General features: G+C 56.7%; 18 protein-coding genes. 12 read left to right on the forward strand and 6 right to left on the reverse strand.

Going from position 1 to position 21,980, the window contains the following annotated elements; translation table 11 throughout:
* The first annotated feature begins 7 nt into the window (after positions 1 to 7).
* Both AC6I8A_RS04960 and qhpR read left to right on the forward strand, forming a co-directional pair.
* Complete coding sequence (locus AC6I8A_RS04960) at positions 8 to 1,012, forward strand: phosphotransferase enzyme family protein (RefSeq protein ID WP_497818117.1); 1,005 nt, start codon at positions 8 to 10, stop codon at positions 1,010 to 1,012.
* Positions 1,013 to 1,163: 151 nt separating this feature from the next.
* Complete coding sequence (qhpR, locus tag AC6I8A_RS04965) at positions 1,164 to 2,255, forward strand: AraC-like transcriptional regulator QhpR (RefSeq protein WP_061717485.1); 1,092 nt, start codon at positions 1,164 to 1,166, stop codon at positions 2,253 to 2,255.
* On the opposite strand, the gene AC6I8A_RS04970 is transcribed toward qhpR, so the two are convergent.
* The gene (locus AC6I8A_RS04970; RefSeq protein ID WP_256695761.1) at positions 2,185 to 2,604 is read right to left on the reverse strand and encodes a cell envelope integrity TolA family protein; all 420 of its coding nucleotides are present in this window, start codon (positions 2,602 to 2,604) and stop codon (positions 2,185 to 2,187) included. The two genes, qhpR and AC6I8A_RS04970, sit on opposite strands and share 71 nt — an antisense overlap.
* A gap of 154 nt (positions 2,605 to 2,758) precedes the next feature.
* Between AC6I8A_RS04970 and AC6I8A_RS04975 the strand changes: the two genes are divergently transcribed.
* The 3 genes from AC6I8A_RS04975 to AC6I8A_RS04985 are packed head-to-tail and all read left to right on the forward strand — an operon-like array spanning position 2,759 to position 4,457.
* Complete coding sequence (locus AC6I8A_RS04975; RefSeq protein WP_497818118.1) at positions 2,759 to 3,436, forward strand: CsgG/HfaB family protein; 678 nt, start codon at positions 2,759 to 2,761, stop codon at positions 3,434 to 3,436.
* Between the two features lie 11 nt (positions 3,437 to 3,447).
* Positions 3,448 to 3,807 carry a DUF4810 domain-containing protein gene (locus tag AC6I8A_RS04980; protein ID WP_256695763.1) on the forward strand — a complete coding sequence of 120 codons (360 nt, stop codon included), beginning with the start codon at positions 3,448 to 3,450 and terminating at the stop codon, positions 3,805 to 3,807.
* Positions 3,804 to 4,457: a DUF799 domain-containing protein gene (locus AC6I8A_RS04985; protein ID WP_436331674.1), complete on the forward strand. Its 654-nt coding sequence runs from the start codon at positions 3,804 to 3,806 to the stop codon at positions 4,455 to 4,457. The genes AC6I8A_RS04980 and AC6I8A_RS04985 overlap by 4 nt, the downstream gene beginning before the upstream one ends.
* A gap of 52 nt (positions 4,458 to 4,509) precedes the next feature.
* On the opposite strand, the gene AC6I8A_RS04990 is transcribed toward AC6I8A_RS04985, so the two are convergent.
* Together AC6I8A_RS04990 and sbcD are read right to left on the reverse strand one after the other, a co-directional pair.
* Entirely contained in the window at positions 4,510 to 8,187 is a 3,678-nt protein-coding gene (locus AC6I8A_RS04990; protein ID WP_497818119.1) for an AAA family ATPase, read from the reverse strand.
* Complete coding sequence (sbcD, locus tag AC6I8A_RS04995; protein ID WP_497818120.1) at positions 8,184 to 9,389, reverse strand: exonuclease subunit SbcD; 1,206 nt, start codon at positions 9,387 to 9,389, stop codon at positions 8,184 to 8,186. Before sbcD ends, AC6I8A_RS04990 begins: the two co-directional genes overlap by 4 nt.
* A gap of 197 nt (positions 9,390 to 9,586) precedes the next feature.
* Between sbcD and phoB the strand changes: the two genes are divergently transcribed.
* The 6 genes from phoB (at position 9,587) to proY (ending at position 17,475) form a co-directional block, all read left to right on the forward strand.
* The gene (phoB, locus tag AC6I8A_RS05000; RefSeq protein WP_265299816.1) at positions 9,587 to 10,276 is read left to right on the forward strand and encodes a phosphate response regulator transcription factor PhoB; all 690 of its coding nucleotides are present in this window, start codon (positions 9,587 to 9,589) and stop codon (positions 10,274 to 10,276) included.
* 20 nt (positions 10,277 to 10,296) lie between these two features.
* Positions 10,297 to 11,607, forward strand: a complete 1,311-nt coding sequence (gene phoR, locus AC6I8A_RS05005) for a phosphate regulon sensor histidine kinase PhoR (RefSeq protein WP_256695769.1) — start codon at positions 10,297 to 10,299, stop codon at positions 11,605 to 11,607.
* Positions 11,608 to 12,133: 526 nt separating this feature from the next.
* Positions 12,134 to 13,060 carry a PstS family phosphate ABC transporter substrate-binding protein gene (locus AC6I8A_RS05010; RefSeq protein WP_265299812.1) on the forward strand — a complete coding sequence of 309 codons (927 nt, stop codon included), beginning with the start codon at positions 12,134 to 12,136 and terminating at the stop codon, positions 13,058 to 13,060.
* Between the two features lie 166 nt (positions 13,061 to 13,226).
* On the forward strand, positions 13,227 to 14,330 hold the full coding sequence (locus AC6I8A_RS05015; RefSeq protein ID WP_497818121.1) for a cobalamin-independent methionine synthase II family protein: 1,104 nt from the start codon (positions 13,227 to 13,229) through the stop codon (positions 14,328 to 14,330).
* Between the two features lie 402 nt (positions 14,331 to 14,732).
* Positions 14,733 to 16,052 carry a branched-chain amino acid transporter carrier protein BrnQ gene (brnQ, locus tag AC6I8A_RS05020; protein WP_061717476.1) on the forward strand — a complete coding sequence of 440 codons (1,320 nt, stop codon included), beginning with the start codon at positions 14,733 to 14,735 and terminating at the stop codon, positions 16,050 to 16,052.
* Between the two features lie 67 nt (positions 16,053 to 16,119).
* The gene (gene proY / locus AC6I8A_RS05025; RefSeq protein WP_293794308.1) at positions 16,120 to 17,475 is read left to right on the forward strand and encodes a proline-specific permease ProY; all 1,356 of its coding nucleotides are present in this window, start codon (positions 16,120 to 16,122) and stop codon (positions 17,473 to 17,475) included.
* Positions 17,476 to 17,800: 325 nt separating this feature from the next.
* Here proY and AC6I8A_RS05030 read toward each other — a convergent pair whose 3' ends face one another.
* The 3 genes from AC6I8A_RS05030 to AC6I8A_RS05040 form a co-directional block, all read right to left on the reverse strand.
* A complete protein-coding gene (locus tag AC6I8A_RS05030) occupies positions 17,801 to 18,610 on the reverse strand; it encodes an inositol monophosphatase family protein (RefSeq protein WP_256695775.1) in 810 nt (269 codons plus the stop codon).
* 191 nt (positions 18,611 to 18,801) lie between these two features.
* Entirely contained in the window at positions 18,802 to 20,052 is a 1,251-nt protein-coding gene (locus AC6I8A_RS05035; protein ID WP_265299804.1) for a mechanosensitive ion channel family protein, read from the reverse strand.
* A gap of 92 nt (positions 20,053 to 20,144) precedes the next feature.
* On the reverse strand, positions 20,145 to 20,726 hold the full coding sequence (locus AC6I8A_RS05040) for an ACP phosphodiesterase (protein ID WP_256695777.1): 582 nt from the start codon (positions 20,724 to 20,726) through the stop codon (positions 20,145 to 20,147).
* 183 nt (positions 20,727 to 20,909) lie between these two features.
* Between AC6I8A_RS05040 and queA the strand changes: the two genes are divergently transcribed.
* On the forward strand, positions 20,910 to 21,980 hold the full coding sequence (gene queA, locus AC6I8A_RS05045; RefSeq protein ID WP_256695778.1) for a tRNA preQ1(34) S-adenosylmethionine ribosyltransferase-isomerase QueA: 1,071 nt from the start codon (positions 20,910 to 20,912) through the stop codon (positions 21,978 to 21,980).

Raw genomic sequence — 21,980 nt, forward strand, 5'->3', positions numbered from 1 at the left:
TTGATGAATGAGTGCCGAACAATCCGATACCTTAACCGATGCTGAAATCATCCTGCTGGCGCATCAGGCGCTGGCCAGTTACCCCGCGGCACTGCGCGGCGAACTGAAGCTGCTGTGCCGCTCGGAAAATGCCACCTTCCTGTTGCAGGCGGCGGGCAAACGCTACGCGCTGCGTCTGCATCGTCCTCACTATCACAGCAAAGCGGACATTCAGAGCGAGCTGCTGTGGCTGGATGCGCTGCGCGACATCGGCATCATGGTGCCGCAGGCGATCCCGGCCAGCGATGGCGCAACCGTGCTGACGCTGCCGATGACAAATGGCGCAGAGCGTTATGCGGTACTGTTCCACTGGATCGAGGGTGACATGCCCACCACCGATGTCGATCCCAAAGCGTTTCAGCAGCTTGGTCACATCACCGCGCGTCTGCATCAGCACAGCCGCAGCTGGCAGAAACCGGCAGGTTTCCAGCGCATTATCTGGGATCACCACACCATGGTCAGCGATCAAAGCCATTGGGGACGCTGGCAGGATGCGCCGAACCTCAATCCGGCCGATCACGGCATCGTCGCCGAAGCGGTGGCGCGCGTCGGGCAAGAGCTACAAGGCTTCGGCAAAGAGGCGGATCGTTATGGTTTGATCCACGCCGATCTGCGTCTGACCAATCTGCTGCTGCATAAAGGCGAAACGCGGGTGATCGACTTTGATGACTGCGGGCTCGGCTGGTATCTGCACGATCTGGCGGCGGCGATCAGTTTCGTTGAGCATCATCCGCGCGCCGCCGAATGGGTGGATAACTGGATCCTCGGTTACGAAAAAGTGGCGCACATCAGCGATCAAGAGATGGCGCTGGTGCCGACACTGCTGATCCAGCGTCGCATTCAGATGACCGCGTGGATGGGATCGCACGCGGAAACGGAAATGGCGCTGAGTCTCGGGCCGCGCTGGGCCGATCACTCGGTGCGTCTCTGCCGACGTTATCTGGAAACCAATCAGCTGCCGGTCGGCGTCTGATGCACCAGCAGTGAGCAGCTTTGCGCTGTTGCGGCGCAATTGAGGTCGCCATGAATGGCGACCCTACGACGAAATCCGCAAATCACTCGCCTGGTACGAAAATTGCTGGAATCCTCCACCTGTTTCACATGCGCCACACGCAGAGGTTCCGATGCAATCACTCATCACACCCACTGAAGCCTTCAGCGCTTTGTCCGTCAGCGCCAGCAACCGCGGCGTGTTGGCAGCGGCCGCCACCGGACTGAGCGGGTTTATCACTGACAAAGGCGGCGATGTCGATCGCATCTTTGGCATCAGCGGCATTAACTCCGAACTGTTGGCGAGCCCCACGCTGAGCCTGGGTTTGGTGAACTACTGCCGCGTGATGGAAGAAGCGGCGCGTCATTCCGGTTTTGATAACTTCGGTTTGCATTACGGCAAGCAGTTCAAACCGCAGTCATTAGGCTTGATTGGGTATATCGGCCTCTGTTCGCCGACGCTGGAGCAGGCGCTGCACAACGTGGTGAATGCCTTTCCATGGCATCAGCACGACACGCTGACGCGGCTGGTGGACAAAGGCGAGTGCTGGCGGCTCGATTATCAGGTGCGCCACGGCGCGATCCTGTCACGACGTCAGGATGCGGAGCTAACGCTCGGCATGTTCCTCAACTTGATCCGTCATGTCGCCGGCAAAAACTGGGCGCCGCGCGAAGTGCACTTCGAACATCCGCGCCCGGAGCAGTGGCACGAGCACTGCAAAGTGTTCGATGCGCCGGTGTGGTTTGATCAACCCTTCAACTCGTTGTTGATCCCGAAACGCGATCTGCTGCGCAGCATGCCGGAGCAGGATCCGATGCTGCTGATGGTTATGCAGGATGCCATTCGCCGCCTGAACAGTTCTGCCAGCCTGCAGAGCGTGGTGGAACAGGCGCGATCGCAGGTGAATTTGTCACTGATGCAGGGCGAACCAGTGCTGGAAGAAATTGCCGAAAAAATGGGCTTGTCGAGCTGGTCGCTGCAACGGCGGCTGCGCGAAGAGGGCATCAGTTTTACCGCGCTGGTGGACAAAGTGCGCTGCGAGATGGCAACGCACTATCTGCAACAGAAGCAGCTGCCGATTTCAGAGATGGCGCTGCTGCTCGGTTACTCCGAAGTCAGCGCCTTTTCCCGCGCCTTCCGCCGCTGGTTTGGCATCAGCCCGCGCCAGTGGCGCCAGGATGGCTCGGCGTCGCCGGGGCAAAACCGAACCACGCTGGCTGGTTAATCTCTGGCGGCGGCGGTAAATCTTTGCTTTGACCAATCAACTGCCAGGCGCGCAGGCACAGCGTTTCGTCGCCTTGCGTCTGCGTCACCGCGTAGCGCCCGCTGTTTTGCCACTCGAGCCGCACCAGACATTGCTGACCGGCATAACGCCGCGCATCGCGGAAATGCTGGTTGAGCTGATGCTGCATCTCATCAGCCCATTTGCAGGATGCGCTGCCCGGCGCACTCTGCGGCTGGCACAGGTTGACGATGCTATCCTGTTGCTTTGGCTGAGAATGCTGACAAGCGCTAAGCGCCACCACAATCATTAACCCGCCCAATAATCCCGCCATTCGATTAATTAAATTCATTAATGTGCCTGTATTTTCACTAAAGATCCTTCCCCTCACTGCCGACAGTCTACAGACCGACTCAACCAATGCTATGGCATTACTCTGACTGTCGGCAGAACCAGAATTTGCCGCAGCCTCGCGGCTTTATCCCCTTTTGATTCATGGATTAGAAATGCAGAAAAAATATGCCCTTGCGGCACTCTCCTTGTTAAGCGTCACGCTGCTCAGCGGCTGCGCAACCGAATCGTCACGCGCCATTGAAGCGCCACAGGTGCGTGCGGCCAGCCAGCCCGCCTATCAGGGCGTGCGCAGCCCGATTGCGGTTGGCCAGTTTGATAACCGCTCCTCGTACATGAACGGCATCTTCTCTGATGGCGTTGATCGTCTTGGCAATCAGTCGAAAACCATTTTGGTCACCCACCTGCAGCAGACCAATCGCTTCAACGTGCTGGATCGCAGCAACCTGAAAGAGTTGCACCAGGAAGCGGGCTTTAAGAAGAGCGAACAGAACATCAAAGGTGCGACTTACATCATCACCGGCGATATCACTGAATTTGGCCGCAAAGAAGTGGGCGATCAGCAGCTGTGGGGTATTTTGGGACGCGGTAAGAGCCAGGTCGCCTATGCCAAAGTCAACCTGAATGTAGTTGATGTCACCACCTCAGAAGTGGTGTACAGCGCGCAGGGTGCGGGTGAATACCAGCTTTCAGCGCGTGAAATCATTGGTTTCGGCGGCACCACCAGCTATGACTCAACCCTCAACGGTAAAGTGATGGATCTGGCGATTCGTGAAGCGGTTGATCACTTAGTAGATGGCATTAACAGCGGCGCATGGCGTCCGGCGAAATAAGGATATTGAGCATGAAAATGTTGCAACTGAGTGCGGCGCTGATCGCTGCGGGCATGCTGGCAGGCTGTGCGCCAAAAGGGCCGGAACCGATCTATTACTGGGGCGATTACCAGCAGCAGATTTACAGCTACTACAAAAAAGATAGCGATCCGCAGAAACAGATTGAAGCACTGAACCTGGATATTGAAAAAGCTAAATCGGTCAACAAACCGGTCGCGCCGGGCTTGCACGCGCAGCTCGGTTTGCTGTACGCCAAAACCGGAGATACCGATAAAGCCTTCGGCCAGTTTGCCACCGAGAAACAGTTGTTCCCGGAATCTGCGCCATACATGGACTTTCTGATGAAGAAAAAACAAGGAGTTGCTCAGTGAAAAAGCTGATTGTTTCTTTAGGCGTGCTCGCCGCGCTGCTGTTGACCGGCTGCGCGCCCAAAAAACCGTACGACTACAGCGCCTTCCGCGCCAGCAAGCCAGCCTCAATTCTGGTGCTGCCTGCGGATAACCGCGCGCCGGATGTGAACGCGGCGAACAGCTTCACCTCACTGGTGACGCGTCCGCTGGCGGAAGCGGGCTATTACGTGTTCCCGGTGGCGGTGGTGGATGAAACCTTCCAGCAGAACGGATTAACCAATGGCCATGAAATTCAGGCTGTCAGCCCGCAGCGCCTGCATGACATCTTCCACGCCGACAGCGCGCTGTATATTTCGGTGACCGATTACGGCAGCAGCTATCAGGTGATCCAGAGCGTGACCAAAGTGTCGGCGACGGCGCGTCTGGTAGATCTGCGCAGCGGTAAAGAGCTGTGGCAAGGCATTGCCACCGCCAGCGACGCGGAAGATGGCAACAACAATAACGGTGGCATTATTGGCATGTTGGTGTCAGCGGCAATCAAGCAGATTGCCAGCAATGTGTCGGATAAGGCACACACCATCGCCGGGGTGACCAGCGCCCGTCTGCTGGCGCAGAACGAGCAGGGCGGCTTGCTGGTTGGCCCACGTTATAAGTTGGCGACAGTGAGATAAAAAACCGGTGCCCGCCTAAGCATCGTAGGGTCGCCATTCATGGCGACCTGATTTATTCCCCTGGCAACTCCAGCTTGCTGTAACCCAGCCCATTCATCTTGCGGACGCGGATCTGCACCGGAATACGCTCTTTCATCGCTTCCACATGGCTGATCACGCCGATGGTTTTGCCGCTGGCGTTCAGGGCGTCGAGCGCATCCAGCGCGGTGTCCAGCGTCTCGGCATCCAGCGTGCCGAAGCCTTCGTCGAGGAACAGCGATTCGATGCGCGTTTTATGACTCACCAAATCCGACAGCGCTAACGCCAGCGCCAGGCTGACGAGGAAACTCTCGCCGCCCGACAGCGTGCGCGTATCGCGCGTGGCGTCCGCCTGCCAGGTATCCACCACTTCCAGCTCCAGCTCTTCACTGATGCGGCGCTGTAGCAGATAGCGACCGTGCAGGCGATCGAGCTGACGGTTCGCCAGCCACACCAGATGATCGAGTGTCAGGCCTTGTGCGAAGCGGCGGAATTTATCGCCTTTGGCCGAACCTACCAGATCGTTCAGGCGGCCCAACTGCGCCAGCTCTACTTCATCCGTAGCGATTTGCGTCAGCAACGATTGTTGCTGTAAACGCTGTTGTGCATCGCTGTGCAACTGCTGCTGCGCTTCGCCCTGTTGACGGGCGTTGTCACGCAAGGTCATGCGCAGCTGTTCCAGCTGTTGCTGAATCGTGGCGGCGACTTCATCGCTGAGATCGGCCGGGCGCTGCTGCTGATGCGCGGTGCAGCGCTGCGTGAGCTGCTCGCTGAGGGTGAGTTGCTGCTGGCGCTGCTGATCGAGCACCTGTAACTGTTGGCGCAGTTCATGCACCTCGCGCTCATCCAGCAGGGCGGCACGCAGCGCCGTTTCATCGGCAAAATCACTCTGCTGCAGCGCGGCGAGGAAGGCGCTTTCGGCTGCGGCAGCGCGTTCACGCAAAGTGTGTTGCTGCGCCGCGATCTGCTCACACTGGCCATTCAGACTGTGCAGCGAGCTTTGCGCCTGCTGCCACTGCTGTAGCTGCTGCGCCAGCGCCTGTTCACACTGTTGTAGCGCGGCGTGCTGCTGCTGTCGGGCTTCCGCCACCCGACGATCGCCAAACAGCTGCTGACGCTGTTCTTGCTGCTGCTGGCGCTGCTGTTGCAGCGCGCTGAGCGTCTGCTGCAGCTCATCCAGCCGCTGCTGTTCACGCGCCAGATTCTGCTGCAGGCTGCTGCGCTCGCTTTCGGCTTTTGCCAGCTGCGGCTGCAACTCGCCGTGTAAGCGCTCATTTTCCTGCCATGCGCTCCAGCGCTGCTGTAGCCTGTGGAGCCAGCTTTCCCGCTCAGCCGCGTCTGGCAAACTGAGCTGATGCTGCGCTAACTGTTGTTCAAGCTGCTGCGCCAGTTGCTGCATGGCGCTGCGCTCGCGGGTCTCACGCTGGCTGATTTCATCCAGCGTCTGCTGCGTGCTAACGATCTGCTGAAGCGCCAGTTGCTGTTGATTTTGATGCTGCTGCCACAGCTGCTGCTGTTGCAGATGCGCATCCTTCGCCTGCTGCAGCGCACGCGCGGCATTTTCCCGCGTCTGGAGCTGCTGCAGCTGAGTTTGTTCCTGTGCATCCTGCTGCTGTTGCCATTGCGTAAAGTCGTCCTGTTGCTCCAGCGTGCAGGTAAGTGCCAGCTCACCGCTCAGCGCTTGCCATTGGGTGTTCACCGTCGCCAGCTGCTGGTCGTAATCAGCGATTTCCTGCTGCAACGCCTGCTGCTGTTGCAGCGACAGCTTCTGCTGCTCACCTTTGGCGGTGCCGGACTCTTTCAGCTGTGCCACGCGCGTTTCCAGCTCAGTTAAACGCTGCTGATTGGCGCCGGGTTCAAGCTGTTGATATTGCGCGATTGCCGGATGCTGACACGAGCCGCACAGCGGGCAGGGCTGATCCGGCTGCAATTTGGCGCGCTCGTCGGCCAGCTGGGCGATGGTGCGCTCCAGCTCGCAGATTTTGCGCACATCGAGCAGCGCCTGATGTTCCCGTTTGTACTCGTCGCGCAGCGCCTGCAACGCTTGTTCGTCAAGCAAATGCTGCTGCTGGAGCTGCGCCAGTTTCTGCTGACGCTGCAACCGCTGCGGCTGCAACGCGCGCCACTGCGCGGCGAGCAGGCTGAGCTGCTGGCGTGCAGAACGCTGTGATTGATGCTGCGTCAGGGCGGCACGCAGGCTGGCGCTGGTGATCTCGGCCTCAAGCGAAGTCAGTGCTTGCTCCGCTTGCAGACGCTGCTGCGCGGCCTGCGCTTCGGCTTGCTGCAACGGTTGCGCCGCCTTTTCACGCTGAGCCTGAGCCTGCTGATGCTGCTCCAGCTGGCTGCGCTGCTGTTGCTGCTGCGCGATGAGCTGCGTCAGCGTCTGCTCGCGCTCATCCAGCCGGGCGATCTCCGCCTGCCAGCGCGTCAGTTCTGCGCCCCAATCGGCGACGGCAGCTTCGCGAGTGCGGAATTCCTGCTGCTGCACTAGCTGCTGTTGTAAACGTTCACTTACCTGCTGTTGCTGGCTGAGCGCGGTTTGGCTGGTTTGCAGCGCCTGTTGTTGCTGCAGATGCAGCCGCTGCTGTTCATCCAATTGCTGCGAGGTGGTGGTAATGCGTTGATCGAGCGGGATAACCTGCTCGGTCAGCAGCGTTTCGAGCTGCTGCTGTTGCTGTATCGCCTGCTCGCGCGCCTGCTGCGCGGCCTGATAATGGCTTTCGCCCTGTTGCAGCGCGGTTTTGGCCTGCTGTTGTTGCGCCTGCAGCTGCTGCGATTGCTGTTCCAGCATGCGGAGATCGCCCTGCAGCTGTTCGCGCTGCTGCAACTTCTCGCGCAGTTTTTCTGCCGGTTCGGCGCGCGCCAGCCGCTGACGATCGCCATCTGCCTGCTGCCAGGCCTGTTGCGCGGCAAGCAGCGTCTGTTCGGCCTGCTGCTGTTCCTGCGTTAGCTGTTGCTGCTGCACCAGCCATTGCTGCTGATGCTGCGCCAGCGTCAGCTGTTCGCTGAGAATTTTCTCCTGCGCGCCGAGTTCCGCCAGCTGCTGCGTCAATTCTGCGCGGCGCGCTTCATCAAGCAGCCACATGCCACCGGCGCGGGCGCGCAGCGTATCCAGCTCGCTGCGCGCGGTGCGCCAGCGTTCGTAGATCTGCACCGAGATTTGTCCGTAGATCTCGGTGCCGGTCAGCTCTTCCAGCAGCTCGGCGCGTTCGCCGGGTTTGGCATTCAAGAAGGCGGCAAACTGGCCTTGTGACAGCATCATCGAGCGGGTAAAGCGGGCGAAATCGAGCCCCGACAGGGTTTCAATCGCTTTCAGCTTGTCGCCGACTTTATCAGCGATGATCTGATTATCCGCCATGCGCGCCAGCTCGACGCGCGGCGCCTGCAATTTGCCGTCGGCCTGGCCGCGCGCGCGGTTCTGGCTCCAGAAGGCGCGCCAGGCTTCGCCTTTGATCTCAAACTCCACTTCTGCCAGACACTCGGCGGTGTCGCGCGTGATCAGCTCATTCTGGGTTTGCGACAGCGTGCCGAGGCGCGGCGTTTGGTGATAGAGCGCCAGGCAAATTGCATCGAGTAAGGTGGTTTTGCCCGCGCCGGTGGCGCCGGTGATGGCAAACAATCCGTTGCTGGCAAAGGGCTCACGGCGGAAATCGATAAACCATTCGCCGCGCAGCGCATTGAGGTTCTTAAAACGTAACGTCAAAATTTTCATGCGGATGGATTCTCCAGCGCGGCAAGCTGGGTGCGGAACAGCTGCGTTAACTGTTCTGCTTGCTCAGCATCCAGCTGATCTTCCTGCGCCAGTCGGCGGGCAAACACTTCTTCCACTTTTAATTCGCTCAGGGTTTCGTTCTCCAGCCGTTCGAGGCTGCGCTGCCGCTGTTCGCGGCTGCGGCGCACCAGCAGCACTTCGACCGGAAGATTTTCGGTCAGCGCTTCAATGCGACGTTGCAGATCGCTGAGGTATTCCTGGGTGGTGATCTCAATATCCAGCCAGGTCGGCAGCTCGCTGGTGCTCTCGCTGAACTGCGCCAGCTGATGTTCAATCTCCGCCATCGAGCCTTTCAGCATCTGCATCGGCTGGAAGTGCGGAATGATCAGCGGCGTCACGTCCTTAAGCTTGTCGGAAAACTCCAGCAGGAAGACGCTTTTGTCGCGACCAAGCTCATCAAAACTGAGCGGAATTGGTGAGCCGCTGTAACGAATATGTTCGCTGTTGGCGATGCGCTGGGCGCGATGGATGTGACCAAGCGCGATGTAATCCGCTGGCGGAAACGCCTGCGCCGGGAAGGCATCCAGCGTGCCGATATAGATGTCGCGCACCGAATCGCTTTTAGTGACGCCAACGGTGGTGAGATGGCCGGTGGCGATGATCGGCAGCGCGCTGTTTATTGACTGCGCGGCGGCGAAACAGCGCTGATAATGCTGCTCGATCGCCTCCAGCAGCGAGATCTGTTTTTCGCGACCGGATTGGCCAGCCTGGCTGCGCAGAATGTCGCGCGGACGCAGAAAAGGAATGGCGCACAGCAGCGCACCCGGCACGCCATCGCGCTGCTTCAGGGTTAACACCTGTTGTTCTCCCTGCGGCGTGGCGCTGGTGATCACCTGCGTATTCAGGCAGGCCAGCAGCTCGCGTGATTCATTCAGCGTCGCCACCGAATCGTGATTGCCCGCCAGCACCACCAATTGACAGCCGCTTGGCTGCAGCGCCACCACAAAACGGTTAAACATTTCACGCGCGTAGCTCGGCGGCGAACCGGTATCAAACAGATCACCCGCGATAATCAGCGCATCCACCTGATGCTGCACAATCTGATCCAGCAGCCAGTCGAGAAACGCCTGATGTTCCCGCGCGCGACTTTTGCTGTAAAAGAACTGACCGAGATGCCAGTCAGCGGTGTGAATGATGCGCATGTTTGCTCCGTGCTCTGTTTAGCGAAGGCGAATTATAACCACTTAAGATCACAAAGAAAAAAAGCAGATTTTTATTGTGACATTTCTGTTTTTTATCTATCTATCTTAGGGCGGCTTTTTCATAAAAGTGTCACAAAACTGACGCATAATGGCGCCGCAAATCCCCGTGACACGTTGTCACACTAGCAGGAGTTACAATGGCTAAGCGCATTTTGGTTGTGGAAGACGAAGCTCCCATCCGTGAAATGTTATGTTTCGTGCTGGAACAGAATGATTACCAGCCTATTGAGGCGGAAGATTATGACAGCGCGATTAGTAAGCTGATCGAACCCTGGCCTGATTTAATTCTGCTGGACTGGATGTTGCCCGGCGGCAGCGGAATTCAGTTTATTAAGCATTTGAAGCGTGAAGCCATGACGCGTGACATCCCGGTGATGATGCTGACGGCGCGCGGTGAAGAAGAGGATCGCGTGCGCGGTCTGGAAGTGGGCGCGGATGATTACATCACCAAGCCATTCTCACCCAAAGAGCTGATGGCGCGTATTAAAGCGGTGATGCGCCGTATTTCACCGATGGCGGTGGAAGAGGTGATTGAGATGCAGGGCCTGAGCCTTGATCCATCCTCACATCGCGTGATGTCGGAAACCACGCCGCTGGAGATGGGGCCGACCGAATACAAACTGCTGCACTTCTTTATGACGCACCCGGAACGCGTGTACAGCCGCGAACAGCTGCTGAACCACGTTTGGGGCACCAATGTGTATGTCGAAGATCGCACCGTCGATGTGCATATTCGCCGTTTACGTAAAGCGCTGGAATTGACCGGCCACGATCGCATGGTTCAAACCGTTCGCGGAACAGGGTATCGTTTCTCTGCCCGCTACTAAACGTAAACGGAGTTTTTACCGTGCTGGAACGACTCTCCTGGAAGAGATTGTTGACCGAGCTGGCGCTGGTCTGTTTACCTGCGCTGGTGTTGGGTCTGTTGTTCGGATATCTGCCGTGGTTACTGCTGATTGCGGTGACCGGCGTGATGTTCTGGCACTTCAGCAATCTGATGCGTCTGTCGCACTGGTTGTGGGTCGATCGTTCAATGACGCCGCCCACCGGACGCGGCAGCTGGGAACCGCTGTTTTATGGCCTGTATCAGATGCAGTTGCGCAACCGGCGTCGCCGCCGCGAGCTGGGCAATCTGATCAAACGTTTCCGCAGCGGTGCCGAATCGCTGCCGGATGCGGTGGTGCTGACCACCGAAGAGGGCACCATTTTCTGGTGCAACGGCTTGGCGCAGCAGCATCTTGGCCTGCGCTGGCCGGAAGATAACGGCCAGAACATCCTCAATTTACTGCGTTATCCTGAATTCTCCCGCTATATCCGCCAGCGCAAGTTCGACACACCGCTGACGCAGATCCTTAATAATCAGCATCATATGGAATTCCGCGTGATGCCTTACAGCGAAGGACAGTGGCTGATGGTGGCGCGTGATGTCACCCAGATGCACCAGCTGGAAGGCGCGCGGCGCAACTTCTTTGCCAACGTCAGTCATGAACTGCGCACGCCGTTAACGGTATTGCAGGGCTATCTGGAAATGATGGACGACGCGGTAATGAACGAGCGCACGCGCAGCAAGGCGTTACATACTATGCAAGAGCAGACGCGCCGCATGGACAGCCTGGTGAAGCAGTTGCTGACCTTGTCGCGTATCGAAGCGGCGCCAGCCATCGATCTGAAAGAGACGGTGGATGTGCCGGGCATGCTGCTGCTATTGCAGCGTGAAGCGGAAACGCTGAGCCAGGGACGTCACACCATCCATTTCCATACCGATCCGCACCTGAAAGTGTTCGGCAACGATGAGCAGTTGCGTAGCGCCATTTCCAACCTGGTCTACAACGCGGTGAATCACACGCCGGATGGCACGCGCATCGACATCAGCTGGTTGCGTACCAAACAAGGCGCGCAGTTTAAGGTGTGCGATGACGGGCCGGGCATCAGCGAACAGCATCTGCCGCGCCTTACAGAACGCTTCTACCGCGTGGACAAAGCGCGTTCACGCGCCACCGGCGGCAGCGGGTTGGGGCTGGCAATCGTGAAGCACGCGCTGGGCCATCATAATGCGCGGCTCGAGATCACCAGCGTGCCGCATCAGGAAACCTGTTTCAGCTTCCTGCTGCCGCCACGCTTGATTGTGGCTAGCGCGCTGCAAGCGCAGGTTAATTAAGGTTTGCACATCCATGGCGTAATGCCGCTCAGTTAAGCACAGAGCGGCTTTCGTTCGCCCTAAGCTGAGGCAGTTGCAGCACCCTTGTGCGGCGACCGAGCAGAGAGCGCCTGGCCGCGCCCTCTGCACTCCCGGGCCTTGCGCCAGCCCAACCCGCCGCTGCGCGGTACCTTCACTCATTCACGATTCCTGACGGACCGGTGGCGATTCGCTCCTGCTCAGCGCCACCTCTCGCCGCATCCATGCGGCTCGCCCTGGAATCCCTCAATCGTTCAGCGGTTTGGGATGTCGCCTCAACACCCGCGCTGCACCATAAAGGCATAATTTTGACTCGCCATCGCTACAAGTCTCGTAGGGTCGCCATTTATGGCGACCAGGTGCGCATAAATGCGCACCCTACGGGATTTTCGTAGGGTTGCCATTTATGGCGACCGCTTCGCGCTTAACTGACAACCCTTACGCAATTTATTGCGCGATAAATCACGCCGCTCCAGAATAGGCGTCTCATTAAATTGCGGAATCGCCCATGAAATCGCTGTTGCTATCCCTCTCGCTGCTTTGCTCTGCTTTGGCACACGGCCAACAAACCATGCTAACCGGCAATCTGAGCAGCGTCGGATCGGATACGTTGGGTTATCTGATGACCCTGTGGGGCGAGGATTTTAGCCGCCAGTCGCCAGGCGTGAACGTTCAGGTGCAGGCGGCGGGATCGTCTACCGCACCGACCGCGCTGGCCGCCGGTGCTGCACAATTGGGCGCGATGAGCCGCCCGATGCAGATCGACGAACGTCAACTGTTCATTGCGCGCTACGGCTATCCGCCGCTGGCGGTGCCGGTGGCGATGGATGCGCTGGTGGTGGTGGTCAATCAGGACAATCCGCTGCCGCGCATCGCGCCGCAACAACTCGATGCGCTGTTTTCCATCACGCGCCTGTGCGGCGGGCAGCAGGTGCCGCAGCGCTGGGGCGATCTCGGCTTGAGCGACAGCCAGTGGGCAACGCGCAGCATCCAGCGTTATGGACGTAACTCGGCGTCGGGCACCTGGGGCTTCTTCAAGCAGCAGGCGCTGTGTAAAGGCGATTTCCGTGCTGACGTCGCTGAATTCCCCGGTTCCGCTGCGGTGGTGCAAGCCGTTGCCGCCACGCCCAATAGCATTGGTTACGCCAGTTTTGGCTTTCATCTCAGCGGCGTGAAAATGCTGCCGGTGGTCACGGCGAATGGCGACAGCGTGATGCCGGATGCCGAATCTATTCGCAGCGGCCGCTATCCGTGGTCGCGTCCGCTCTATATCTACGTCAACAAAGCACCCGGCAAACCGCTGCCGCCGCTGGTGAATGCCTTTCTGCATCAGGTGTTGTCGCCACAAGGTCAGCGCCGGGTGAGCGAGGCCGGTTATCTGCCGTTGTCAGACAGCCAGATGGCGCGAGCGCGGGCGGCCATTGAGGGAAATTGAAGAACGTGCATCTGAACATGAAATAGTTTCATGTAAGCTGAATTTTCTTCCGTTGCTGAAAGGGCAACAGCGTGGCATTCTCTTTGGACATATAGCCATCCAGATGGCCAAAATAACCCAGCGAAATTATACCCTGACGCAACTAAGCGCTCAGCGAGGAGATAAGATGCTACGTCATAACCCGTTCCGCGCCGATACCGTCGGCAGTTTTCTGCGTCCCGCTGCCATCAAGCAGGCGCGTGTGCAGTTTGCCAATGGCGACATCAATGCTGATCAACTGCGTCAGGTTGAAGATCGCGAAATACGTCATGTGGTGGAGCAGCAGCGCGCCAATGGCCTGCAGATCGTTACCGATGGTGAATTCCGTCGCGCATGGTGGCACTTCGACTTCTTCGGCGATCTGCACGGCGTTGAGCTGTTCGAAGCGGAGCAGGGCATTCAGTTCAATGGCGTGCAGACCAAAGCGCACGGCGTGAAAGTCACCGGTAAAGTAGCCTTTAATCCGGAACACCCAATGCTGGATCACTTCCGCTTCCTGCAAAGCGTAGCGGGCGATGCGGTTGCCAAGATGACCATTCCCAGCCCAAGCGTGCTGCACTTCCGCGGTGGCCGCAAGGTGATCGATGCCACAGTCTATCCCAATCTGAAAGAATACTTCGCCGATCTGGCGCAGACCTATAAAGACGCGATTAAAGCGTTTTACGCGGCTGGCTGCCGTTATCTGCAGCTGGATGACACGGTGTGGGCCTATCTGTGCTCTACCGACCAGCAGCAACAGATCCGCGAACGCGGTGAAGATCCGCAGGAGCTGGCGCGCATCTATGCTGAGATGCTGAACACCGCGCTGGAAGGCAAGCCAGAAGATCTGACCGTTGGGCTGCATGTGTGTCGCGGTAACTTCCGCTCGACCTGGATCTCCGAAGGTGGCTATGAGCCGGTCGCCGAAGTGCTGTTTGGCGGCGTAAATATCGATGCCTTCTACCTTGAGTATGACAACGAACGTTCGGGTGGCTTTGAACCGCTGCGCTTCCTCAAGCCGGGTCATCAGCAAGTGGTACTCGGGTTGATCACCACCAAAACCGGCGAGCTGGAAGATGCGGAACAGGTAAAAGCGCGTCTGCAGGAAGCAGCACAGTTCGTCAGCCTCGATCAAATCTGCCTCAGCCCGCAGTGTGGTTTTGCGTCTACCGAAGAGGGCAACAGCCTGAGCGAAGAGCAACAGTGGCAGAAGATTCGTCTGGTGGTCGATATAGCAAGAACAGTCTGGTAATTCCGTAAAGTTAGCCAAACAGGCGCGTAAATCGCGCCTTTTGTGCATCTTAAGGGCGATTTATGCAAAGAGATCTCCCGTGCTGAGGAAACTTTTAGCAAATCATCTGAGGTGTTTTCCTACAATTCCACCGTGATTCACTGCTTTCTCCCGCTATCTTGTTATATCCTTCTGGTTTTTCGATCCCGTATTGCCTTTCTTCGCTATAAACGTTCTAATTTGCGCCGTTGTCGATTTATCCCTCTGCGAACAGAAGAAAAGTAGATTAAATCACCTGCGCTTTAACGATTAGTCCCGCATAACACGCTGGTCTTGCCGAATAAGTCCTTGTTTTAGCGCATCCAGAGGACAACACGAACTCAACTTCCACCGCAACATTAGCTACAGGCAGTACAGAAGTTTATGACACATCGTTTAACCTCCAAGGATATCCTGGCGCTGGGCTTCATGACGTTTGCCCTGTTCGTTGGCGCAGGAAATATCATCTTCCCACCGATGGTGGGGATTCAGTCTGGCGAACACGTTTGGATTGCGGCCTTCGGCTTCCTGATTACCGCGGTTGGCTTACCGGTGATCACTGTTATCGCGCTGGCGCGCGTGGGCGGCGGCATTGATGCGCTGAGCTCACCGATTGGTAAAGCCGCAGGCTTGCTGCTGGCGACCGTTTGCTATCTGGCTGTTGGCCCGCTGTTTGCCACGCCGCGTACCGCTACCGTTTCCTTTGCCGTCGGTATTGCACCGCTGACCGGCGACGGCGCGCTGCCGCTGTTCATCTATAGCCTGATTTACTTTGCGCTGGTGATCGGTATCTCGCTGTATCCGGGCAAATTGCTGGATACCGTAGGTCACTTCCTCGCACCGCTGAAAATTCTGGCGCTGATTGTGCTCGGCGTTGCCGTGCTGATCTGGCCGGCTGGTGGCGTTTCGCCGGGCACCGAAGAGTATCAGCGTGCGGCCTTCTCCAGCGGTTTCGTCAATGGTTATCTGACCATGGATACGCTGGGTGCGCTGGTGTTCGGTATCGTTATCGTCAATGCGGCGCGTTCACGCGGTGTTGAAGATGCCAAACTGCTGACGCGCTACACCATGCTGGCGGGTATTATCGCGGGTATCGGTTTGACGCTGATTTACCTGACGCTGTTCAAGCTCGGTAACGATAGCGGCGCATTAGTGGCGCAGAGCGCCAACGGTGCTGAGATTCTGCATGCTTACGTGCAGCAGACCTTCGGCGGCATGGGCAGCTTCTTCCTCGCCGCGCTGATCTTCGTCGCCTGCATGGTGACGGCGGTGGGCCTGACCTGCGCTTGTGCAGAATTCTTTGCGCAATACGTTCCGCTGTCGTATAAAACGCTGGTATTTATTCTGGGTCTGTTCTCGATGGTGGTGTCGAATCTCGGCCTGAGCCATCTGATTCAGATCTCGATTCCGGTGCTGACGGCGATTTATCCGCCCTGCATCGTGCTGGTGGTGCTGAGCTTCACGCTGAAGTTCTGGAACAAAAGTTCGCGTATCATCGCGCCGACCATGCTGGTAAGCCTGCTGTTCGGTATCGTTGATGCCATCAAAACCACCAGCTTTAAAGATGTGTTGCCGCTGTTCAGCCAGCATCTGCCGCTGGCCGATCAGGGGCTTTCCTGGTTGCCGCCATCGCTGGCGATGCTGGTGATTGCTGCGGTAGTTGATCGGGCAAAAGGACGTGAGCAGGTCGCGGTTCATCAGTAAGCGACATTGCTGTTAATTTCAACCACGGGCTTGCCCGTGGTTTTTCATTTTCAAGGTACTGAGTGTTATGCAAGAAACCAATAAGCTCAAACGCGGACTGAGCACGCGCCACATTCGCTTTATGGCGCTGGGATCGGCGATTGGCACCGGGCTGTTCTATGGCTCGGCGGATGCCATCAAAATGGCAGGCCCAAGCGTGCTGCTGGCCTATATCATCGGCGGCGCGGTGGCGTACATCATCATGCGTGCGCTGGGTGAGATGTCGGTCAACAACCCGCAGGCCAGCTCATTCTCGCGCTATGCGCAGGATTATCTTGGCCCGCTGGCCGGTTATATCACCGGCTGGACCTACTGTTTTGAAATCCTGATTGTGGCGATTGCCGACGTCACGGCTTTTGGTATCTACATGGGTGTGTGGTTCCCCGATGTGCCGCACTGGATTTGGGTGTTGAGCGTGGTGCTGATTATCGGCGCCATCAACCTGATGAGCGTGAAAGTGTTTGGCGAAGTGGAGTTTTGGTTCTCCTTTTTCAAAGTCGCCACCATCATCATCATGATCCTCGCCGGCTTCGGCATGATTTTCTGGGGCATCGGCAACGGCGGTCAGCCGACCGGCATTCACAATCTGTGGACCAACGGCGGCTTCTTCGCGCACGGCATCGTCGGCATGCTGCTGTCACTGCAGATGGTGATGTTTGCCTACGGCGGGATTGAGATTATCGGCATTACCGCCGGTGAAGCGGAAGATCCGAAAACCTCGATTCCACGCGCCATCAACTCCGTACCGATGCGTATTCTGGTGTTCTACGTTGGTACGCTGTTCGTCATCATGTCGATTTATCCGTGGAATCAGGTGGGCACTTCCGGCAGTCCGTTCGTGCTGACTTTCCAGCATTTGGGCATTGCGGCGGCGGCGTCGATCCTTAACTTCGTGGTGCTGACGGCGTCGCTGTCGGCAATCAATAGCGATGTGTTTGGCGTGGGACGTATGCTGCACGGCATGGCACAGCAGGGCCACGCACCGAAGGTATTCCAGAAGGTATCGAATCGCGGGATTCCGTGGGTGACCGTGTTGGTGATGATGCTGGCGATGTTGATCGCGGTGTATCTCAACTACCTGATGCCGGAGAAAGTGTTCCTGGTCATCGCCTCGCTGGCGACCTTTGCTACCGTTTGGGTGTGGATCATGATTCTGCTGTCGCAGATCGCCTTCCGCCGCAAGATTGGTAAAGAGCAAGCCGGGAAGCTGGACTTTGCCATGCCGGGCGGCAGTACTACCGCATGGTTTGGCGTGCTGTTCCTGGCCTTCATTATTGGACTGATTGGTTACTTCCCGGATACGCGGGTGTCGCTTTACGTTGGTTTTGCGTGGATTGCGCTGCTGTTGCTGGCGTGGCCGCTAGTGAAAAAGCGTAAAGGCTAACTATATTGTAGGGTCGCCATTTATGGCGACCTTTTTATATATGACGATTTCAATATAAAAATAATCACGCCATCCCAAAATAATAAAACACCAAAAATATCTCGGCGCATCCTGGCGCCGAAAAGAACTGCAAAAAGGAAACAATGAGTATTACTAAGGGATGTTTGACTTGCGCAGCATATCGTATTTTTATTGATGCCAGGATGTTCGAAAAAAAAAAGAGAAAAGTCTCACTACGAAGTAGAATATTACTTACAGTGCGCTTAAGTAATTTTAGTTAAAGGTTAAGTTCGCATAAATTAACGAACTTAACCCAATGTGAAAATTATAACGACAAATGCGCAGGCAATAGCGCTTTCAGCTGTGGATAAATTACCGCATTTGCCAGCAGCACCGGATTGCCATTTTGCAAACCCTGATTAGCCAGATAATCGTTGGTGATGCCGCCCGCTTCACGCATCAGCACGATGCCCGGCAAGCCATCCCACGGATTCATATGCGCTTCGTAGTAACCTATTAGTCGACCCGCCGCGGCCCACGCACTCATTAATGCTCCCGAACCGTTACGGATAAACATGCCGCCCTGCGCCAGTAATGTGCTGATAAAAGTGGTCAGCGGTTCAATCGGTTGGCTGTTGGAACTGCTCAAACCGAGCAATCCCTGATCGAGCTGCTGCGCGCTGTGCGCCTGAATGCGTTTATCATTTACCCAGGCACCTTTTCCTCGGCAGGCGTGAAAGGTTTCATGATGATTGGGATCGCACACCACGCCGATTACGGCTTCGTTTTCACAAACAATCGCCAGCGAAACGCACCAGTTGTGCAAGCCGTTCAGGAAGCTGCTGGTGCCATCAATCGGATCGATCACCCAGATAAAGCGTGCGCCTGACGTTTCTCCGCCGCTCTCTTCGCCCAGCACCGCATCGTCAGGAAAGCGTTCGTGGATCAGATGCTTGACCAATTCCTCCACGTTGCGATCGGCTTCGCTGACCACATCCTGCAGGTCTTTCTTATGCTCAACCACTAATTGATGACGTTGCTGATACCAGGATAAAGCCCGACTGGCGGCGGTTTTGGCAACCTCACAGGCGAAATGATAACGTGCGTCGAGTTCGGTAAGCGAAGCTGATGACATCTTTTCCTCTTATGATTTTTAGGCTGGCGAAGCGACAACAGACGCCCAAAATGGCGTATTGGCTGTGTGACGGACTTAACAAAAGTTAAGAAAGGTTTCATTAAGCCGTAGATGACTGCGCGTGACAAGAGGGGGAGAAGGCCCGCCACTAAAATTTTTATTTTCTCTGGCGGGTTATGCGGGATGAAGCGTTAATGGTGGGTTCTCACGCCGATTTGACGCATGTCGTTGCCGGTAGGCGATTGGTGTACGCGCAGGCCAAAAGTCGGCAGCACCGCGTAAATATGGTCGAAGATATCCGATTGAATATTTTCATACTCTTTCCATACCGTGGTGCTAGTGAACACATACACTTCCAGCGGCAAACCGTTTTCACCCGGCGCTAACTGACGCACCATTAATGTCATCTCTTTATGAATATGCGGATGTTGCTCCAGCCAGCTTTGCAACCAGGCGCGGAAAGTACCAACGTTAGTCAGGCGGCGACCGTTGAGCGGCGAATTCAAATCACAGCCGAGCTGCGCATTCCACGCCGCCACTTCTTCGCTTTTGCTATTCAGATAGGGCGTGAGCAGATGCGCACTTTTTAACTGCTGCATCATGGCGTCATCAAGGAAAGTGATGCTGGTGGTATCGATATTAATACTGCGCTTAATGCGACGTCCGCCGGATTCCGACATGCCGCGCCAGTTTTTAAAGGAGTCGGAAATTAAGGCGTAAGCGGGAATGGTCACAATGGTGTTATCCCAGTTGCGCACTTTTACCGTGGTCAGGGAAATATCAATGACCGCACCGTCCGCGCCATATTTCGGCATTTCCAGCCAATCATTCATTTTCAGCATATTATTGGCCGCTAACTGAATGCCGGCCACCAGACCGAGAATCGGATCTTTAAATACCAGCATCAGCACCGCCGTCATGGCACCGAGACCGGTGATCAATACGCCAGGCGATTTACCCAACAGCAGCGAAATAATCATGATCACCATTAAAATGGCAGCGATCAATTTCACGCTCTGGATAATTCCGCGCAGCGGCAATTGCTGCGCCAGCATGCTGTTTGCGCTGAGCTGCTGCAGCAGATCCAGCAGCGAGAACAGCATCAGCAGCGCGAAGATCATCATCCACAGCTGAGCGAAAATCAGCAGCGCAGGATAGATCTGAGAGCTGTCGTGCAGGAACAGCTCGGTCTGTAATTTGAATAGCACGCCTTGCATCAACCATACGCTGCGGCTAAACAGGCGGCTGTTAATCAGCGCCTTCGGCCACTGACGGCTGCTTTTCTCGGTATAGCGACGCAGGAGCGGCAAGATGGCGCGGTGCAGAATGGCGTGAGTGATTAACGAGATGGCAAAGATAATGGCGATCACTATCCCTAACGCCATAATGTGCGTGTAGCTAAGACCGGCTTCTGCGAGCCGGTTGGCAATAAGATGCTGCATGAGATTTCCCTAAGTGTGACGAAGATTAAGGCCACGAAGGGTAGGGGATGGGAAATTTCCCGTCCAACAGACGGGTCTTGAATTACCTAATATTACAATTCCTGCGCCCGCGCGGCGGCCATTAAGCGCGGATAAAACTGGAAGAACAGCGGCTCAAGTTGATCATAATGATCAACAAAATCCTGGTAAGAATCGCGCAGTGCGGCCAGACGCGGACGGCGATGCGCCATGCCATTTAGCACCCGCGCCAGCCGTGTCGGTTCGGCATAGTGCTCAAACCAGCGTTCGCGCCACATCACTGCATTCAGTTCGATGAAACCTTCCGGCGTGCCGGCCAGTTGCGGCACGATGTCTTGTTCTGCCGCAGCGGTAAACGCTACCAGCGATTGCGTCGGGTGAATTTTCTCCCAGTGCAGTGCGAGAAAGTGGTCCCAAATTACGTCCAGCGTGATGGGCGCCACGCGGCGTGTTTCCGGGCGAAATAGCTCACGCGCAATACGCACTTCGGGCAGATTATCGGTCAGGACGTCAAGGCGACGATGCATGGCAATGCCAGCCACCACCGGTGCAGGCCATTGTGATTGCACGTTGCCGCGCACGAAATCGGCCATGAGATTGCCCAGCAGAGAGCTGTTAGCCAGCTGCGCCAGGTGAAGGTGAGCGAGAAAGTTCATGGCGCATTATATACACGTCATACGTCAAGTTACAGGTGCGTTGGCTGCTCTCATTCACCGCCTTCCTGTACCTCGAATTATTTTGTGTAAAAGCAGACTCAGAGAAACTCAGCCAGTTGTTCAGAATTTGCCGCTTTTCCGCTAGACTATGCCGCCTGATTTTAAGTCCTGAAGAAGTGAAGCATGCGCGTAGCCGATTTTACCTTTGAGTTGCCAGAATCCTTAATCGCCCACTATCCGCAGGCGCAGCGAAGCGGTTGCCGCTTACTGTCGCTGGATGGCCCAAGCGGCGCGTTAAGCCACGGCGTATTTACAGACGTGATGGATAAGCTCAATCCGGGCGATCTGCTGGTGTTCAACAACACCCGCGTGATTCCGGCGCGCGTTTTTGGCCGTAAAGCCAGCGGCGGCAAAATCGAGATGCTGGTTGAGCGCATGCTGGATGACAAACGCGTGCTGGCGCACGTGCGCGCTTCTAAAGCGCCCAAGCCGGGAGCAGAGTTACTGCTGGGCGATGACGAAAGCGTCAAAGCCACGATGGTGGCGCGTCATGACACGCTGTTTGAGATCGCTTTCGAAGACGACCGTGCGGTGCTGGATATTCTCAACAGCGTCGGTCATATGCCGCTGCCGCCATATATCGATCGTCCGGATGAAGATGCAGACCGTGAGCTGTACCAAACCGTGTACGGCGTGCGTCCCGGCGCCGTCGCCGCGCCGACCGCCGGTTTGCACTTTGACGAGCCGCTGCTGGAGGCGCTGAGAGCCAAAGGCGTTGAGATGGCGTTCGTCACGCTGCACGTCGGTGCAGGGACTTTCCAGCCGGTGCGCGTGGAAACCATCGAAGATCACATCATGCACGCCGAATACGCGGAAGTGCCGCAGGATGTGGTGGATGCGGTGCTGGCGTGTAAAGCGCGCGGCAACAAAGTGGTCGCCGTGGGCACCACCTCAGTGCGATCGCTGGAGAGCGCCGCGAAGGCCAGCCAGAACGCGCTGATTGCCCCGTTCTTCGATGACACGCAGATTTTCATCTATCCCGGCTATCACTATCAGGTGATCGATGCGTTGATCACCAACTTCCACTTGCCGGAATCGACCCTGATTATGCTGGTTTCGGCCTTTGCCGGTTATCAGCACACCATGGCGGCTTATCACAGCGCGGTGGCAGAGCAGTACCGTTTCTTTAGCTACGGGGATGCGATGTACATCACCCGTAATCCACAAGCGCCTGATGAAAGCGTCGGCGCATAA

The sequence above is a fragment of the Pantoea sp. X-Soil-ISGK-275 genome (assembly GCF_059730795.1).

Bases quoted from the DNA above. Each gene is read 5' to 3' on its own strand.
- AC6I8A_RS04960 (WP_497818117.1), top strand. From the start codon at position 8: ATGAGTGCCGAACAATCCGATACCTTAACCGATGCTGAAATCATCCTG.
- qhpR (WP_061717485.1), top strand. From the start codon at position 1,164: ATGCAATCACTCATCACACCCACTGAAGCCTTCAGCGCTTTGTCCGTC.
- AC6I8A_RS04970 (WP_256695761.1), bottom strand. From the start codon at position 2,604: ATGAATTTAATTAATCGAATGGCGGGATTATTGGGCGGGTTAATGATT.
- AC6I8A_RS04975 (WP_497818118.1), top strand. From the start codon at position 2,759: ATGCAGAAAAAATATGCCCTTGCGGCACTCTCCTTGTTAAGCGTCACG.
- AC6I8A_RS04980 (WP_256695763.1), top strand. From the start codon at position 3,448: ATGAAAATGTTGCAACTGAGTGCGGCGCTGATCGCTGCGGGCATGCTG.
- AC6I8A_RS04990 (WP_497818119.1), bottom strand. From the start codon at position 8,187: ATGAAAATTTTGACGTTACGTTTTAAGAACCTCAATGCGCTGCGCGGC.
- sbcD (WP_497818120.1), bottom strand. From the start codon at position 9,389: ATGCGCATCATTCACACCGCTGACTGGCATCTCGGTCAGTTCTTTTAC.
- phoB (WP_265299816.1), top strand. From the start codon at position 9,587: ATGGCTAAGCGCATTTTGGTTGTGGAAGACGAAGCTCCCATCCGTGAA.
- AC6I8A_RS05010 (WP_265299812.1), top strand. From the start codon at position 12,134: ATGAAATCGCTGTTGCTATCCCTCTCGCTGCTTTGCTCTGCTTTGGCA.
- AC6I8A_RS05015 (WP_497818121.1), top strand. From the start codon at position 13,227: ATGCTACGTCATAACCCGTTCCGCGCCGATACCGTCGGCAGTTTTCTG.
- brnQ (WP_061717476.1), top strand. From the start codon at position 14,733: ATGACACATCGTTTAACCTCCAAGGATATCCTGGCGCTGGGCTTCATG.
- proY (WP_293794308.1), top strand. From the start codon at position 16,120: ATGCAAGAAACCAATAAGCTCAAACGCGGACTGAGCACGCGCCACATT.
- AC6I8A_RS05030 (WP_256695775.1), bottom strand. From the start codon at position 18,610: ATGTCATCAGCTTCGCTTACCGAACTCGACGCACGTTATCATTTCGCC.
- AC6I8A_RS05035 (WP_265299804.1), bottom strand. From the start codon at position 20,052: ATGCAGCATCTTATTGCCAACCGGCTCGCAGAAGCCGGTCTTAGCTAC.
- AC6I8A_RS05040 (WP_256695777.1), bottom strand. From the start codon at position 20,726: ATGAACTTTCTCGCTCACCTTCACCTGGCGCAGCTGGCTAACAGCTCT.
- queA (WP_256695778.1), top strand. From the start codon at position 20,910: ATGCGCGTAGCCGATTTTACCTTTGAGTTGCCAGAATCCTTAATCGCC.